The sequence below is a fragment of the Gilliamella sp. X-23 genome, from assembly GCF_057063545.1.
Genome location: NZ_JBXSQG010000001.1, coordinates 31,330 through 47,072 on the forward strand (window position 1 = coordinate 31,330; position 15,743 = coordinate 47,072).

General features: G+C 36.1%; 24 protein-coding genes. 13 read left to right on the forward strand and 11 right to left on the reverse strand.

Annotated elements, in window-relative coordinates; genetic code table 11:
* Positions 1-88 precede the first annotated feature (88 nt).
* The 3 genes from ACYH9I_RS00190 to ACYH9I_RS00200 are packed head-to-tail and all read left to right on the forward strand — an operon-like array spanning position 89 to position 3,213.
* A complete protein-coding gene (locus ACYH9I_RS00190; RefSeq protein WP_483557973.1) occupies positions 89-1,852 on the forward strand; it encodes a terminase large subunit domain-containing protein in 1,764 nt (587 codons plus the stop codon).
* 1 nt (position 1,853) lies between these two features.
* Positions 1,854-2,912, forward strand: coding sequence for a phage portal protein (locus ACYH9I_RS00195; RefSeq protein WP_483557974.1), 1,059 nt, complete (start codon positions 1,854-1,856; stop codon positions 2,910-2,912).
* Between the two features lie 49 nt (positions 2,913-2,961).
* The gene (locus ACYH9I_RS00200) at positions 2,962-3,213 is read left to right on the forward strand and encodes an ogr/Delta-like zinc finger family protein (protein WP_483557976.1); all 252 of its coding nucleotides are present in this window, start codon (positions 2,962-2,964) and stop codon (positions 3,211-3,213) included.
* Here ACYH9I_RS00200 and ACYH9I_RS00205 read toward each other — a convergent pair.
* The 11 genes from ACYH9I_RS00205 to ACYH9I_RS00255 form a co-directional block, all read right to left on the reverse strand.
* The gene (locus tag ACYH9I_RS00205; RefSeq protein ID WP_483557978.1) at positions 3,200-3,370 is read right to left on the reverse strand and encodes a hypothetical protein; all 171 of its coding nucleotides are present in this window, start codon (positions 3,368-3,370) and stop codon (positions 3,200-3,202) included. The two genes, ACYH9I_RS00200 and ACYH9I_RS00205, sit on opposite strands and share 14 nt — an antisense overlap.
* Before the next feature lie 184 nt (positions 3,371-3,554).
* Complete coding sequence (locus ACYH9I_RS00210) at positions 3,555-3,752, reverse strand: hypothetical protein (protein WP_483557980.1); 198 nt, start codon at positions 3,750-3,752, stop codon at positions 3,555-3,557.
* 293 nt (positions 3,753-4,045) lie between these two features.
* Complete coding sequence (locus tag ACYH9I_RS00215) at positions 4,046-6,145, reverse strand: replication endonuclease (RefSeq protein ID WP_483557982.1); 2,100 nt, start codon at positions 6,143-6,145, stop codon at positions 4,046-4,048.
* 1 nt (position 6,146) lies between these two features.
* Positions 6,147-6,521 (reverse strand): hypothetical protein, encoded by a 375-nt coding sequence (locus tag ACYH9I_RS00220; protein ID WP_483557984.1) that lies wholly within the window; start codon positions 6,519-6,521, stop codon positions 6,147-6,149.
* Between the two features lie 23 nt (positions 6,522-6,544).
* Positions 6,545-7,360, reverse strand: coding sequence for a DNA adenine methylase (locus ACYH9I_RS00225; RefSeq protein ID WP_483557986.1), 816 nt, complete (start codon positions 7,358-7,360; stop codon positions 6,545-6,547).
* Between the two features lie 50 nt (positions 7,361-7,410).
* Positions 7,411-7,668 carry a hypothetical protein gene (locus ACYH9I_RS00230; RefSeq protein WP_483557988.1) on the reverse strand — a complete coding sequence of 86 codons (258 nt, stop codon included), beginning with the start codon at positions 7,666-7,668 and terminating at the stop codon, positions 7,411-7,413.
* Between the two features lie 108 nt (positions 7,669-7,776).
* On the reverse strand, positions 7,777-8,001 hold the full coding sequence (locus tag ACYH9I_RS00235; protein WP_483557990.1) for a TraR/DksA C4-type zinc finger protein: 225 nt from the start codon (positions 7,999-8,001) through the stop codon (positions 7,777-7,779).
* Positions 8,001-8,213, reverse strand: coding sequence for a DUF2732 family protein (locus ACYH9I_RS00240; protein ID WP_483557992.1), 213 nt, complete (start codon positions 8,211-8,213; stop codon positions 8,001-8,003). Before ACYH9I_RS00240 ends, ACYH9I_RS00235 begins: the two co-directional genes overlap by 1 nt.
* Positions 8,214-8,215: 2 nt before the next feature.
* Complete coding sequence (locus ACYH9I_RS00245) at positions 8,216-8,560, reverse strand: hypothetical protein (RefSeq protein ID WP_483557994.1); 345 nt, start codon at positions 8,558-8,560, stop codon at positions 8,216-8,218.
* A complete protein-coding gene (locus tag ACYH9I_RS00250) occupies positions 8,529-8,708 on the reverse strand; it encodes a hypothetical protein (RefSeq protein ID WP_483557996.1) in 180 nt (59 codons plus the stop codon). The genes ACYH9I_RS00245 and ACYH9I_RS00250 overlap by 32 nt, the downstream gene beginning before the upstream one ends.
* 3 nt (positions 8,709-8,711) lie before the next feature.
* The gene (locus tag ACYH9I_RS00255; protein ID WP_483557998.1) at positions 8,712-8,957 is read right to left on the reverse strand and encodes a regulator; all 246 of its coding nucleotides are present in this window, start codon (positions 8,955-8,957) and stop codon (positions 8,712-8,714) included.
* Between the two features lie 141 nt (positions 8,958-9,098).
* On the opposite strand from ACYH9I_RS00255, the gene ACYH9I_RS00260 reads away from it, so the two are divergent.
* The 10 genes from ACYH9I_RS00260 to ACYH9I_RS00305 all read left to right on the forward strand — a co-directional run bounded on the left by ACYH9I_RS00260 (position 9,099) and on the right by ACYH9I_RS00305 (position 15,472).
* A complete protein-coding gene (locus ACYH9I_RS00260; protein WP_483558000.1) occupies positions 9,099-9,464 on the forward strand; it encodes a helix-turn-helix domain-containing protein in 366 nt (121 codons plus the stop codon).
* A gap of 31 nt (positions 9,465-9,495) precedes the next feature.
* On the forward strand, positions 9,496-10,059 hold the full coding sequence (locus ACYH9I_RS00265) for a WYL domain-containing protein (RefSeq protein WP_483558002.1): 564 nt from the start codon (positions 9,496-9,498) through the stop codon (positions 10,057-10,059).
* Positions 10,060-10,252: 193 nt separating this feature from the next.
* Entirely contained in the window at positions 10,253-11,254 is a 1,002-nt protein-coding gene (locus ACYH9I_RS00270; protein ID WP_483558004.1) for a phage integrase, read from the forward strand.
* Between the two features lie 880 nt (positions 11,255-12,134).
* Positions 12,135-12,464, forward strand: a complete 330-nt coding sequence (locus tag ACYH9I_RS00275) for a DMT family transporter (RefSeq protein ID WP_483558006.1) — start codon at positions 12,135-12,137, stop codon at positions 12,462-12,464.
* Between the two features lie 345 nt (positions 12,465-12,809).
* Positions 12,810-13,505 (forward strand): hypothetical protein, encoded by a 696-nt coding sequence (locus ACYH9I_RS00280; RefSeq protein ID WP_483558008.1) that lies wholly within the window; start codon positions 12,810-12,812, stop codon positions 13,503-13,505.
* 423 nt (positions 13,506-13,928) lie between these two features.
* Complete coding sequence (locus ACYH9I_RS00285; protein ID WP_483558010.1) at positions 13,929-14,150, forward strand: hypothetical protein; 222 nt, start codon at positions 13,929-13,931, stop codon at positions 14,148-14,150.
* A 47-nt stretch (positions 14,151-14,197) separates the two neighbouring features.
* On the forward strand, positions 14,198-14,395 hold the full coding sequence (locus ACYH9I_RS00290) for a hypothetical protein (RefSeq protein WP_483558424.1): 198 nt from the start codon (positions 14,198-14,200) through the stop codon (positions 14,393-14,395).
* A 60-nt stretch (positions 14,396-14,455) separates the two neighbouring features.
* Positions 14,456-14,719, forward strand: a complete 264-nt coding sequence (locus tag ACYH9I_RS00295; protein ID WP_483558405.1) for a hypothetical protein — start codon at positions 14,456-14,458, stop codon at positions 14,717-14,719.
* A gap of 178 nt (positions 14,720-14,897) precedes the next feature.
* Positions 14,898-15,179, forward strand: coding sequence for a polymorphic toxin type 50 domain-containing protein (locus ACYH9I_RS00300; protein ID WP_483558012.1), 282 nt, complete (start codon positions 14,898-14,900; stop codon positions 15,177-15,179).
* A gap of 89 nt (positions 15,180-15,268) precedes the next feature.
* Positions 15,269-15,472, forward strand: a complete 204-nt coding sequence (locus tag ACYH9I_RS00305) for a hypothetical protein (protein WP_483558014.1) — start codon at positions 15,269-15,271, stop codon at positions 15,470-15,472.
* Positions 15,473-15,743 lie beyond the last annotated feature (271 nt).

The following is a 15,743-nucleotide window of genomic DNA, read 5'->3' on the forward strand; positions in this document are numbered from 1 at the left end:
TGTGTTTGCACGCTGACTATTTCGGATATAACCCTATAACCGAAAAGGGTTTGATGCGAGTTTAGCGGATAACAACGACAATAACCGCATGAAACGATATAACCCCGAAATTAAACGAGCGGCGTATACGTTATATTTAAAACGTTATACACCTAAAGAAATCGCCAAAGCGTTAAATCTGCCGAATGCGCGGATCGTATACTACTGGGCTGAAAAGCACTGCTGGGCATCAATGTTAAAAGAGGAGGCGGTCGAAGATGCAATAGATCGACGACTTACTTTGTTAATAGAACGAGACAATAAAAATCAATTAGAATTAGATGAAATTGAGCGATTAATTGAACAGCAATGTAAATTAGTTCGAGCAAAACAAAAAAACGCACCGGTTTTTAATGTTGATGAAACAAACAACAACGAACAGCAAAATAATGGAGCGGACAAGCAAACTAAAAAGCGCAAGAAGCCTAAAAAGAATGATATTTCACATCTAACAAAAGATGATTTTGATAGGGTAGCTAGTGAAATTTTATATAAACATCAGCTATACGTTAGGGATAACCTTGGCGAGCATAGACGGCGATTTATTCTAAAAAGCCGGCAGATAGGTTTTACCTTTTATTTTGCATTTGAAGCATTTGAAGACGCAGTGTTAACGGGTAATAACCAAATATTTGTATCATCATCAAAACCGCAAGCCCGTGTTTTTGCTATGTATATTAAAAAAATAGCGGAGCAGTTTTTTGATGTGCAGCTAAAAGGTGGGGATTTAATTACATTAAGCAATCATGCAAACTTAATTTTATGCGCTAACAATGTATCAACAGCACAAAGCTATGCCGGTAATGTTTATTTTGACGAAGTTTTTTGGATGTCTAAATTTTCCGATCTGTATACTGCAGCATCAGGAATGGCGACACAAAAACAATACCGGGAAACGCTATTTTCAACACCGAGCACAAAAACACATCCGGCATATAAAAAATGGGTAGGGGAAGAATGGAAAGAGGGAGATCAAAAGCGTAAAGATATTGAATTTCCAAGTGATGAATCGTTACGCATGAATGGCACGGTTTGCCCTGATAAATTTTGGCGGTTACTGATTACATTAGAAGACGCAATAGCGCAAGGCTTTGATTTGGCTGATATTGATGATATACGTGAATCTAAAAGCGCAGAAGCGTTTAATATTCTATATTGCTGTAAATTTGCTGATGGCGGCAGAAGCGTATTTAATTTTGATAAATTACAAAAATGTGTTACTGATTCGGCATTGTGGCAAGATTTCGATGCTAATGCCGATCGACCATTCGGAAATAGGGAGGTTTGGGCAGGTTTTGACCCAAGCCGCACGAGGGATAATGCGACATTTGCCGTTGTTGCCCCGCCATTGCATGAACTGGAAAAATTCAGAGTATTAGAAATTTATCAGTGGAAAGGTCTTAATTTTAAACATATGGCCAACAAAATAAAAGAAATTAAAGCTAAGTACAGAATGACCTACATCGGGGTAGATATTACAGGGATCGGGTACGGTGTTTATGAGCATTTACAAACGTTTGCACTGCGTGAAACAGTACCCATTCATTACGATGTGAGAACAAAAAATCAATTGGTTTTAAAAATGATTGATGTTGTTGAAAGTGGGCGCATAGAGTGGGGCGAGGAACTAAACGCATTAAATGCGTCCTTTTTATCTATTGAGCAAGTTGCAACACCAAAGTCAAACATGATCACCTACGCCGCCAGCCGATCAGAATCAACAGGCCACGCCGACGATTTTTTTGCAATTGCCCACGCCGTTTATCGCGAACCGCTCAACACAAATAAAAAGCAATCAAAATGGATAATATAAAATGAAAAATTCTTTACAAAAATTCAAACGAACACCGAGCCAAACTAATACAAAAAAAATGAGTGTGATCACATTTGAGCAACCCGAGACGGTACTTACCGACTTAACTTATTATCAAAGTGTGCGCAATGAATACGAAAGCGAATGCTACACCACACCCGTAGATAGATTAGCATTATCACAATTACCCAGTATCAACTCACAACATGGCGGTATTGTTTATGCTCGCCGAAATATGTTATTAAGCACTTTTATTGGCGGCGGACTCAGCTATCAACATGCGTTAGAGTGCTTTTTAAATCTGATTGTTTTTGGTGATTTACCATTATTAAAACGCCGTAATATTTTTGGCCAAGTTACCGAATTATACCCGCTCATGTCGCTTTACTTTAGAGTAAAAAAAGATGCTACTGAAACACAAATCGGCGGATATGTATTACCACAAAAAAACGGCTCAATTACATATGATCCAGGTGATGTAATTTATATTCGTCAACCAGACACTACCCAGCGCATTTATGGACTACCGGATTATATGGGTGGCGTAAATAGTGCAATGCTCAATAGTGAATCTACAATGTTCAGACGAAGATATTATAATAACGGCGCGCACATGGGTTACATTTTTTACGCAACTGATCCAAATTTAAGCGACGAACTGGAAGAAGAAATAAAAGAAAAAATTGCAAAAAGTAAAGGCGTTGGTAACTTCCGCAGTATGTTTATCAATATACCAAATGGCAGCCCGGATGGCGTAAAACTGATCCCGGTCGGCGACATGAGCGCAAAAGATGAATTTGCTAACATTAAGACGATTTCGTCACAAGATTTATTAAATGCGCACAGATATCCGGCGGGGCTGGCGGGTGTTGTTGCGCAGAATGGCAGTAATAATGGTGATATTGATAAATTACGTAAAAATTACATGGCGACAGAGACGAAAGTACTGCAAGATCTAATTACTGAAACTATAAACCATGATGACGATATCCAACGTTCACCATTTAAAGATAAATTGTTGTTAAAATTCGAAAAAATAGCACCATTAACAAGTGAGTAAATAGAAAATTATGATATAATAGGCTTGTGTGTAGATATGAGGTAATAACATGAGCCGAACCCCTTTATTACTTTGCCCCGAATGTGGCCAAAAAGCCGTAATCACAAAAACCGCCCGCACTCACAAGCTGCTAAATTATCAATATTGTTCATGCTCAGATCCAGAGTGCGGTTTAACGTTTAGAATTAAATCAGAATTTGACAGAGTGTTAAGCCCAAGCGCTAAGGGCTTGGATAGGTTAAATGCGTATTTAGCCAGCCGAGGTAATCAACTGGCTTTTGATGTGATTAATCCTGCTTAGTTTTGGTTTTGTCAATATCTTTCATTTTTAATAATATTTCATGCAACAAACATAAGCCAATTTTTATATCATTTTTTGATAACTCAGCATCAATCATTAATTTGTTTAAAAATTCGGCTTGCTCTAACTTAATGCTATTTATTGTTATTTGATCCATTTTTTTCATCCTTTAATAACTGTACATAAATACAGTATATTTATACGGCCATCACTTGGCAAGAAAAAATTAAAAAAATGTGATCAATGTCTAACTATCTGATTTTTATTACATAAAACCATATAAAGCATTTGGCGGTAAACTGAACAAGGTTGAATTTACCGCCCAAAAAATTCACTCAGTTTTATTCATATTGTTCTATTACTGAATGCAATAAATCCGCAATACAGCAAATTATAACCATAAAATCGGCAGGGGTTGAATGTGCATTGATGCAATTACGGGCGATTGTTTCGGCTTGTTCGATTTTTGCAAAATTATTTAGATGGATGATAACGTTTTCTGATGTGTCAACTGTTGTAAGTTGGTTAAAGTTTTTCATAGTATTTACCTTTGTATAATAAATTAAGTAAACACCGCCAACAAGGTCAATTATTGGTGGTGAACTGAACAAGGTTGACCTTACCGCCTACAAAGAAAACGGCGCTTCTTTCGAAGCCCTTGCCCAGCCCACCATAGAATAGGTATGACTAAGCGCGCATAAAAATACCGCTTTGAGCGGTTATGCTCTTTGTAAGTTTCAAGAGGTCAATCTTGACGTTAGATTTTGCTAACGTATTTTTACTATATATCGGTTTTACTTTTATTGTCAACATGTGTATTTATCCCAAATTATCAAAAATCAAACTCAACAAAATCATTTTTAACGGGCTTTTTAGGCCGGCTTGGCGAATTGCTAACGATGAGATGCACACCGTCCAAAGTGTTATCTAATTTTAAATATTGGTTGTGGCTAATTTTTATACTTTCACGTAAATAAAGCTTGTTTATGGTGAAATTATCATCAGGAAGACCGATTGTTTTTAATTGTTTTCTAATTTCTTCACGCTGATCGTCTAGAGGTGATTTTTTAACCTCCGTACAGTTATTGACAGAACTCCGAGGAGCGCTGTCGCGCTTATTTTTAGAGACGATCGCCCACCTGATCAGACGTGTACAAATAAAAGAGGCCATGCCAATAATCGGCGAAAATACGCCTTTTATTTTTTTAACTTCTTCCTCGAATTGGTTTTGTTCTTCTTCATAAGAAATTCTAACGCGTAAATCTTTGCGCTGTACCATCGCGCCGCCTTGTAACTGAGTGTAAGCTGCCCAATCGCCAGCATCCGCCGCGGCAAGCACTGGGTCGATTGTAGGGTTTTCGACTTTTTGACTGCCGAGCCTGCGAAGTTCACGCCACACGGTCACCGGCGCGCCGCCGATTTGCTGGAATTGACGAATACCCCAGCGGCTAGCCCACGCCGTTACGTTCTTCGCCATCTCTTTTAAGTTTTGCCCGGTTTCGTCATCGACCTCGTCGTCAAGTTGATAACCGTCAATATTTTTAGAGATATATTTGGCAATGTAGCCCGTTGCCGAACCTTTCTCTTTTTCGATATTTTCAAACTTAAAGCGGGCGTACTGCGCACCTTGTTCGCCGCCGTCTTCTTTTAGCGCATAAGTTTGCATAATTTCATAAACCTGCTGTTTGTGTTCCGGTAGCATAAAAACCAATATATGCCAATGTGGTGTCCCGTCGTGATGCGGCTCAGCAACTCTAAAGCCAAAGATTTTGATATTTTCACGATTAAGCTTTGCCCTGATTTTTGCCCACACGCCACATAAATAACGCTGCGTGTCACGCGGTGTGCCGCCGTTCCAGTTTTTGACAAAGCCGCCTTTAGCATGTACGGCGTGATATTTTGACGGCGCAGTCAATGTTATAAATGCCCCCTCATAGCCGAATTCATCCGCAATATCTTCAAACCCACGCATACGAACCATTAATTCACAGCGGCGGATCGCAGGGTTAGCATTTGATTTATCGACTTGTAAAACGAGTTCGAATTGCTCGCCTGTTTCAGTGTTTTCTATACATTGATTTTTCAGCCATTCCCGATTTTTCCTTTTTTGCTCTTTCCATTCGCCCACGCAAGTACGGCTTGCATAAGGGCTTGCGTGCTTTTGTACTTGTCCGGCAGCAATGGCCAAATGCTCACGTTGAAAGCCCCATGTCCGCTTTAATCTGCTTCGCCACCATTTATCATCTGATAATTTAGCTAGTGCGATAACAATTTGCTGTTCACTGATTTCACCTTTTTTATAATCAGCAAAGTAGGGCGCTGTAATTTTTAACGGCTTGAGTTGCTCTAATGCAAATTTATAGATAGCTAATTCGTGGCTATTTTCACCCACACAACTTAACTTAAATTCGTCGGTTTCTAAAAACTTGATAATTAGATTGTGCATATAGCCGGCAATCTTTCCGGCAAGCTCTTCAACGTCGATTTTATCCAGTGTGGGTAATATCGACAGATGTTTATAGAATTCTTGTACAATCAGGCTTTTTCCGGCATCTTTGATTGCGTATTGTTGCTGTACTTCGGTACAACGAGTTAGTCCGCAGGTGCGTAAATATGTGTTGGCTACTTTTGAGCCTTTTTCTTGATACAGCGTTAGATATTTTCTAGCGAAATATCTACCAATAAATAAGGGAGAATCACTAAAGTACGGGTGAAAATAATCATATTCATGAGGTATCTGCTCCCAAAGCGGGCGCTCGATAATTGTTAAATCCTTGGGCGGTCTGCGGGTTGTGGCGTATTGTGATTTTGGCTGAATATATTTTGTTGGTAAAAACTTGCCGACCGTATCGTAAAAATCACGCATAGCCAAAAACAGGGCAGATTTAGCCCTGTGATTTAATGTTGGTAAGTTTTGCGTGATTGTTGCCATGTTATTTATTCTGCTTCTTTGCGTCAACAATTAGCTCATCTAGCTTTAGATCTAATAGCTCAATTCCTTTTTGCGCTATTTCTGATTTATAAAAATTTTCCCCCACGCCAAACGCTAGCATTGCGTACATTGTTGCTTTTTTGGGTATAACCAGGAGTAAAAATACAAAAACACACATTGTTATTAAATAATACTTAATATATTTACAACGTTTTGATTTTATGAAACTAATGTCCAGATCAAAGTAGCTAGCAAAAACAGACCCGAAAAACAAAAACAAAACTATAAAAAAAGTACTCAAAAAGAATAAAAGCCCAACCATACATCTGATCGATTCAAGCAATGAAATTAAATAAATAAAACCAATTAAACTCATGTTCTTTCCTTGTTAAATTATTGTTAAATCATTCCGGGCGATAACACGCCAATAATTTCTTTTGCGGGCTGACGATTGCCGTTTGCTGCCACTGACCGCGGGGCGTCTATTGAGTGAAGTTTAAAACGGTGGAATATGTCACGCGTGGCGCTATTGTCGCAGTTTGAAATAATTGCGGTTGCTCCCCGTAAAACTGCATCATACAAACAGTCAGCCAAAAGCTCGGTGTCTGAGTAACAAAAACCCGATGGCGTATAACCAACAAAGCTATCTTTGTGCTTGGTTAAGTATGGAGGATCGCAATAGATAACCGATCCAGCACCAGCTAGCCCAATTGTTAACGTAAAATCACAGCAAAGCAAAGAGACATCGGAATAACGCAATTTATTGCTAAAATTAATCATTTCCGCACCCGGAAAATAAATATTTTTATGTTTTCCCTCAGGGACATTAAATTCCCCTTTTTTGTTATAACGGCACATCCCATTAAATCCGTGTCGATTTAAATAGATAAACTGAGCTGCTGACTTTACCGTCCCCTTAAATCTTGGGTGATTGAATTGATTACGAATATCGTAAAAATCATTTTCTGTATCAAATAACTCTTTAGTCGTGTTATATAGCATTGCTAAATCATGTTTTAGCCACAAATATGTATTGATTAAATCGTGACTACTATCAGCCAAAATATAGCTTTTAGCTGATACATTGATAAAAACATTGCCTGCACCGACAAAAGGCTCGATGAATTGACAATCTTTTGGAAAATGAGGTAATAACTTATCTATAATTCGGCCTTTACCTCCCGGCCATTTCAAAAAAGACTTTTCTACACACATTTTTTTGAGCCTTAAAGATTTGGGGCTAATCGCCCCGATTGATTATTGATTTATTCCGCTCCGTTTTTTTTAACTTCAAACTCAATAATATGCACATTGTCGTCAATGTCTGAATCATATAAGTCGACAGCTTCGCAAATAATCACCGCATCACCACATGCAAGGGCAAACTTAGGATCTTCTCTTAACGGTTTTGAATGCTCTTTCGGTAGTATAATTGCCCGCACCTCATGATCTGCAATTAACTCAAACAGAGAATCTTCTACATTTATTATTTTGTGTGAATTAGATTTAAATTTTTCAAACATTTGTTTTTCTCCTTTATTTTTTGTTTTAAGTAGCGGTGTTTCACGCTGAAAACACCAAGATTTTTCAAAGTGATCCGCCAGTTCTTGCAGTTCCGCAAGTATGCCAATTTATTTACTAACCCCATGCTTTACCTCGTGCTCTTCTTTTTGCTGACAATAAACACACAAACTACAACCCGGCACGGCGTCACGTCTTGCTTCTGGTATTGGCTCGCCACATTCGCAGCAATAAAGCGAAGATACTCCGCTATAAACCTTTGCACTTGCATTTTTCACAGCCGCGGCGGCAACTGTTTCAATGTGTGCTTGTGCGATATCTGCTAAATCTGCCATTAAATATTTTCCCGGTGTTGTGATCGCATGGCTTCGGCTTCTTGTTCTAGTAGCTCCGCCGATTCGGTCGGTGTTAAGTAATTAGTGCGGATATGTGTAGCTAGTCGTTCCAGCTTTGCCGTAAATACGTCACAGAGTCCACTTTTTGTTTCTTCTTTTGCTTGAGTTAAGGCTTGCAATAATGCATCGCCTGATAATGTTGTCATGTCCATTTTTACCACCTGTATTTAGTTTCTTTTTTAAAATCTTCTTCTTCACATAGTGCGAATGCATCGATAATCGATTGCAACCGACGTAAACCTTTCTTTAAGTCGTCGATTTCGTTATCTGTCAGATCGTCATATTGCATTTGCCAAGCATGTGTAAACTGACTATCTGAGTTGTAAATGGTTGTTGTACGCTGTTCGATGCCCGCTGCACTTAATAACAAACGCTTTTGACCCGGTTTTAAATTATTAAAAGCCGAACGGACAAGGCTACGTTTGCCGCTTAAAATCCGATTGAACTCACGGATCAAACTGCGCGGCTCAATGGTTTGAGTGCTTTGTGCTACGTTCATCTTCATCACCTATCAATAATGGTTGATGCAACTTAATTGCCTGCCCGTTCGATTTTTCAACCCAGCCCTTTGGGTTGTGCGTGTTGATCTGAATATCGATCGGGGTTGGTTGCTGCGTGGTCTGTTTTAAATAGAGTGAGTTAGCCATTGCTTAACCCTCAAAAATTAAATTGATTCGTTTTTTACTTTCCAATGCCGCACCTGCTGAGATATCGAACATATTAATCAGCGTGCGGGTACGGCTTGCTTTTTCTGAAACGGGTTTCTTCTTGACCGGAAGTTCCCCTTTTTTGACATATTTTTTAACTGTTTCGACGGGTAAACCCGAAAGATCTGCATAGCGTTCGATAGTTACCCAAGGCCCAAATTTTAAAGTTATTGAAATTGGCTCGCTCATAGTGCATTATGTCCCTTTTGGAATTATTGACCTTTATTGACCTTTATAAGCGTCCGTTTTGGATTGTTTTTATATATTACTATCCGAATTGGAGGCATGTCAATACTCCGAATCGGATTTTTTAAGTTTTACGGGTGATTTATGGATACTGAAAATGAATGCAAAAAAATAATAAATAGAATGGTTTTCGCTTATGAAGCAAAAACAGTTAAGTCACTAAGCGAACTACTTGGGACTACTGTCAGTGTTATAGGTAACAGAGTTGCAAGAAATTCGATTCCATATGATTTAATAGTTAAATGTTCAATAGATACAGGCGCAAATTTGCAATGGATTCTAACTGGCGAGGGCGAACCAAATATTGACAGCATTAAAACGAAAAAAAAATCGATTGAACTATCAAGCGAAGCATTAGAAAAACTAGAACGAATTGCAGCACTAAAAAACAGCGGTGCTATTACTGATGATGAGTATCAGTTATTGAAGAGTAGTATTTTTAAGAACTAAGTTTAATTTATTAAAATAATAAGGGAATGGGATGACGATTACTGAATACTTATTAAAAGCAATCGAATCGGGAGAAGAACTTAATATTATTTATCATGGTGGATCAAAACCAGGCGGAATGAGAACAATCATACCGCGTAGTGCAGGCGGCGGAGCGCTGAGAGGGGTAGACGTTAAAACAAACCGAGTAAAATCATTCAGTGTAAAAAAAATAGAAATTCTTGACGAGAAAAACGAGATAATTAAATTTGATATTGATGAAAAGAAAATAGAAGAATTCCAGAGCTTAACAATAGAGCGAATCTATGAACAATATAAAGATACGCTAGAAGGATTTGGTTGGCAGACTTTTTTACAAAATGGCATGGATGACTACTGGAATAAGATAACATACATCACCTTGCACGATTCATTCAAAAACGGAAAGCCTAGGGCGAACCCGACTGTATACATATATCAATCCGAATCGAAACATAGACCATTCGGAGTGGGAAGCGTAAGAATGGAAACAAGGACATATTCAAATTTAAACAATGCATTAAAGCTGTTCCTAGAAGAAGCTAAAAATTGTGAAATAAAGAATCCAAGAAAATAATAACTTTAAATAAAATAAAAGCAATAGCAACGAAGAATATTTAAAGGTAAACGTAACATCTAATAATAAAGAGTTAATGATACCAGTTAACAAAATAACAACAATGATTCAATTAGAAGACGGTAAAAAAATTAAGCTTGATGAATGGTTAAAAAATATTTGTAAGGCCAAAGAATCTAATTAGTGATTAATAATGACAGTAAGAAAAAAAAATGACGGCAAGTGGCTGTTTGAAAAATATTTAGATGGAGGCAGACGCATTCGCAAAACATTTGCAACAAAAGGCGAAGCGTTAGCTTATGAAAGCTATATCGAAGAACAAGCAGCAACAAAACCTTGGATTGCTGAAAAGCAAGATCGGCGGCGGTTGTCAGATCTGATCGAGCTGTGGCACAACGCACACGGTAAAACACTGAGTGACGGCGAAAATGTTTATACTACGTTGTTATTTATTGCAGATAGTATAAATAACCCAATTGCTACAAACTTTACCGCCAAAGATTTTACAGAATACAGATCTAAACGGCTCAGCGGTGAAATTTATCGAACTGAGCGAGTTAAGACGGTTTCACAAAGAACGTTAAACTTAGAGCTAACTTATGTTAAAGCAATGTTTAACGAACTGATCCGGTTGGGCGAATGGACATTAAAAAACCCAGTTGATCGCATTCGACAATTTAGAATTGACGAGCAAGAAATGGCATATCTAACGACGGAGCAAATAAAAAAATTGTTAGCGTCAGCAAAAGAAAGCAAAGCCAAAGATTTGTTAACGATTATTAAAATATGCTTAGCAACAGGAGCAAGGTGGAGCGAAGCCGAATCGTTGCAAGATAAGCAAGTAAGAAATCAGTCAATTACATATTTAAAAACAAAAGGCAAGAAAAACCGGACAATACCGATTGACAAACCATTGTTTGACGAAATCAACAAAAAGAAAGGGACGTTATTTACTCCGTGTTACTCAGCTTTCCGTTCTGCAATTAAACGCGCACAAATAGAATTACCCGATCGTCAACTGTCCCATGTCTTACGCCACACTTTTGCCAGTTACTTTATGATGAATGGTGGTAATATTTTAGTATTACAAAAAATACTAGGGCACACAGATATCAAAATGACGATGCGCTATGCACATTTTGCCCCTGACCATTTTGAAGACGCTATAAAATTAAACCCTTTCAATAACATTTAAATGGCGGTTAAATGGCGGTTGAGTTGCCCCTTATTAACCTTTAACGACCTTTATCGACATTATAAAATATTGATTTATTTGTAAGTTATTGATTTTAAAGGTGTATGCAAGGAACTCTTAATCAATTGGTCGCGGGTTCGATCCCCTCACAACCCACCATTCCTTAATTTTAACGTTTATCTAATCGCTAATCAAAATAAAAACATCACAAAATATCGATTAAAAAACTTATAAAAAAAGAGGGCTAACCCTCTAATTCAGTATAAAAGACTTATAAACCTATTATTTTTAATCTTGAATGTGGGGAAAGGCAATCATCATATACTTGTTTATCATCAGAAATTTTACATGTTTGTTTTAATTCTTCTATCAAACTGCTTTTAGTATTACCTATAATTTAATCAGAACAACAGAGCTAACAGATATTTTTTATAGCTAGAAGGATAGGTACATCAATATGTAAGGAATCATATAAAATAAAAAAAACAGCACGTAAAAGTCATTTAATCTTGTTTTTAGAAGTAAAAGTGCAGGCTCGCATTTTAAAAATAAAAAGGCACTACAAAGTGCCTTATTTTTAGGTATAATAATGGTTATTATATAGAAATAGCGGATCTATTTTGGTATATAGTGTTATTTATATTTTTTTGATAATTAATAAGTTATTTTTAAAATAGAAGCCTAAGCTATCATAAAGATCTTTCTTTTCAAGCGTTAATAGCTATCTATCTTTACCTTTCTATCATAATTAATGATATCAAAATAAGGCAACAAAATATTGTTTTTATCTATTAACGTTCAACTGTTAATTAGATATTGATTTCTCTAAAATTTTAATTTTAGATAGTCAGCTTTTTATTTGACGATTATAGGTATTAATATGAACTCATATTTATTACTTTTTTTTGCAATTATTTGTGAAGTTATTGCAACTTCTTCATTGAAATTATCCGATGGTTTTACCAATATCACCTATTCCATTATTACTATTTTGGGCTATAGTGCTTCGTTTTATCTACTTTCGTTAGCATTAAAAACCATTCCTGTTGGTATTGCATATGCTATCTGGTCTGGAATCGGAATTGTGTTAATAAGCTTAATTGCATGGATCTTTTTAAAACAAACGTTGGATCTAGCTGCGTTAATTGGCATGGGGTTTATCATGTTTGGTGTTGTGATTATTAATTTATTTTCGAAAGTGGCACACTGATTCATCATTTATTAAAATCGCTTCTATCGCAGTAAATCTTAGTTGATCTGAGCTGTTTCCTTTTTATTGTCTTTGGGGTATCTACCCTAATTGATATTATAAGGTAACCTTTTCATTGCTGTAATACGATTAACAGCCTAGTGGTATTGTTTGTCATTGGATGTTTTTTTGTTTATTTCAATAAAACAGTATGTTATAAATATATATTGTTGTTAAATGTCAATGAAGATATTACTTAATGAAAAGAGAACAAAAAAATTCTTAACTAATTGTAATCAAATAGTCGATGATAAAAACAGCGAAATCTATTTACACTGTTGTTAGTTGCTTATATAAGGAATAATGATGAAATTTTTAAAATTATTTATTTTAAGTGTTAGTTGTTTTATTTTAATTGCTTGTTCTAGCAAAAGGGAACCATTACCTAAAACAAAAACGGTTAGTACAGATACTATAGTTTTAAATAATGGTTCAACAATCAATTTTATAACTGAAAATGCTATTAATGGGCAAGTAGTAGAAGATACTAATAACTATCTAAATATAGTGACACGAGGTGATACCGCTCAAGTAGTAGGTGTAAAAGTTGTTCAATTTGCAACTTCTTTATTTACCTTAAATTCAGGTTCAATTAGCAGTTTTACAAAAGAAGAGTTAAAAGGCAAATATATCGAGTCAGTTCCTAATAAAACGATGGACATTTTAACGCCTGAATTGTATGCAATATTAAAAAAGATAAATGCAAATAAAGACAAAAATAATACAGTCACAGTTCAACCTTACAAATTTAAACTAATTTATGATGGGTTAACTGATAATAAGTATAATTTTATTTATACAACATATATTCGTTCTAACAATTTTGAGTTTGTTTGTTCAGATAAAGATTTAGCTTTAGATGACAGAGTTAAACCTTTTGGTGATTGGGAAATGAACAATTATCAGTTAGTACAAGATGTAACATTAAAAGCAATAAATACTTGTATGGATCGATTAAAACTGCATAAAAATATTACCGAACTTGAAAAAGCTTTAAATTAGCTATACCATCATAACTGCTAAATATTTTTTAACTAAATCATAAAATTTAGGACTCACTCTAGACTTTATGTATTTGCCAGTGAAAGTGACAGTTAATTCTGTCACTGAATTCTATTATTAATTTTTTTAATTGCCAATTTTTGCTTAGTATACACTTTAGTGATTATTATTTTTATGCACCATGGTAGCAAATAAAGTCTACTTGCTGTATTGCTTATTGTGCAATATCTTCTTCTATTTAAAACATAAAAAACACACTATTTACCCACAAAAAATCAGTCAGGAAAGGTATTGATTTTATTGAAGTTTTTTGCTGCTTTTTTTGAATTTTTTTATGCTAGCAAACGTGGTTTTGATATCAAGGTCGGTACAATGACTTGAAAGGGGCTGTGATAGCATCAGAAGCCGAGGACAAGAGCAAAAGTGAACGGTTCGACGACGCATTCAACGGTATCGGAAGGGACGATAATTATCCGCAACAAAGACGACCAAAAACAGGATATTAACGAATTAAGTCGAGATACCGAGCATGCGAATAACTCACTCAAACCGATATTTAACAAACAAAAAAAGCTAGACAAATTAGAATTGGTAGAGCTAATCAAAGCTTCACTGAAGCTGATAAACAAAACTTCAGTGCGTTAACTCAATTAGCGATGGGGCTCTATCAACCTCAGTGGGTGGTTGGAGATGTGGGTGACATAAGCACCTCAATTGCTGCGAGTAAAAATGCGGTTGGGAATAATTCTGCAGGAATGCTAGTATGGGAGAATGCAACAATACTCAATGAACAGTCAAAGCTTGCGGAATTATGTGATGGAGATGGTAAAAAAGTCATTGCATATGTTCAAGGTGAAGGGAGAGGACTGTACATTGGAGTTGTGATGTAGGTGTTGTCACTAAAATGACGGTAAAGTTATTGCGACCATTTTAAGACGGAGTGAAAAGTGATGAAGTGGATATATCCTGATGTTGTTGATAAATTGAAAAAAAAATGTGATTCTTTTTTAAACAAAAAAATTGGGGTGGAAGAAATACAATCTAGCATTTATGAGGCTGAACACCAAATTCTAGCATTAGAAGAGAAATGGTTAAGGGAATTACTTTTTGATGCAGAAAATCAAATTGAATTAAATCGTTATACGATAGATAGCGATAATTTAGAGCTATCTGTCGAACCCATCATTAAGAATATAATAACAAAAATATCATAGTGGTAATAATACCTAGATAACAAGCAGGGATCTTTCTTGTTGTTTTTAGAACCGGTATGCAAGTTCAATAATTAACTTGTTTTGCTCAATTGCTGAAAAGGGAGCGAAAAGTAGTAATTCGTCCATAAAACCAGGTACTAATTTTGCACCAGATGCAAATCCGAATTTAACTGTTAATATGAATCAACAAAATAAACATATTGTTGGAACGAATGAACATAAAACTGCAAACGCTAGTTCTTCTACCCCTAGAAGTACTATTGATCCTAATATTGATGTTCAAAAACTGGTTAATGATTATGCAGGAACAGAAAGAGAAATTCCGACTAAAAAAACTCTAGGAACACCAAGTTCAAAAGAAGTGATATCAACTAATAAAATAATTGGACAGTGTTATGATGTAATTACTAAATCTTTTACTCCAACAACTTTCAGAAAGATTAGAACAAGTATTTATTAATAATTATTGTGGTGGAGTTGATGATGCAGCTTGTACTCAGAAAAGGCAAGAACGAGTTATTAATAATTTAAAAACAATAGGTGGTCTAATTGTTAGATTTTACGCCAGTGGTTGGTGATATAAAAGGATTTGCTGAAGCTGAGGATAGTATCGATTATGTCATTGCAACTGTTGGATTAATACCTGGTTTAGGTGATGTTGTTGGTAAGATCCTAAAAGAAGCTAAAGTGGCATTAAAATTAGGTGATAAAAAAAAGCAAGTGAGTTGGTTCAAGAGGCTCAGAATAAAGTAAAAGCTCTTGATGTTGGTTCTTATAGAGAACTAAAAGCTAATGAGGTAGTTGGTGATATGTTGGAGCATGACCATATTCCATCTTTTGCGGCATTGAAGAAAGTATAGGAAGCTCGACTCGGACGTCCTTTAACTCCTACAGAGTCAAAGAAACTTTATAATGAGGCTACAACAGTAGAAGTTCCTAGAGATGTTCATCAAAAAAGGCCTATTTATAGTAGTAAAAATACACCGGAACAAATTCAAAAAGATGCGACAGATCTTTGTGGTGC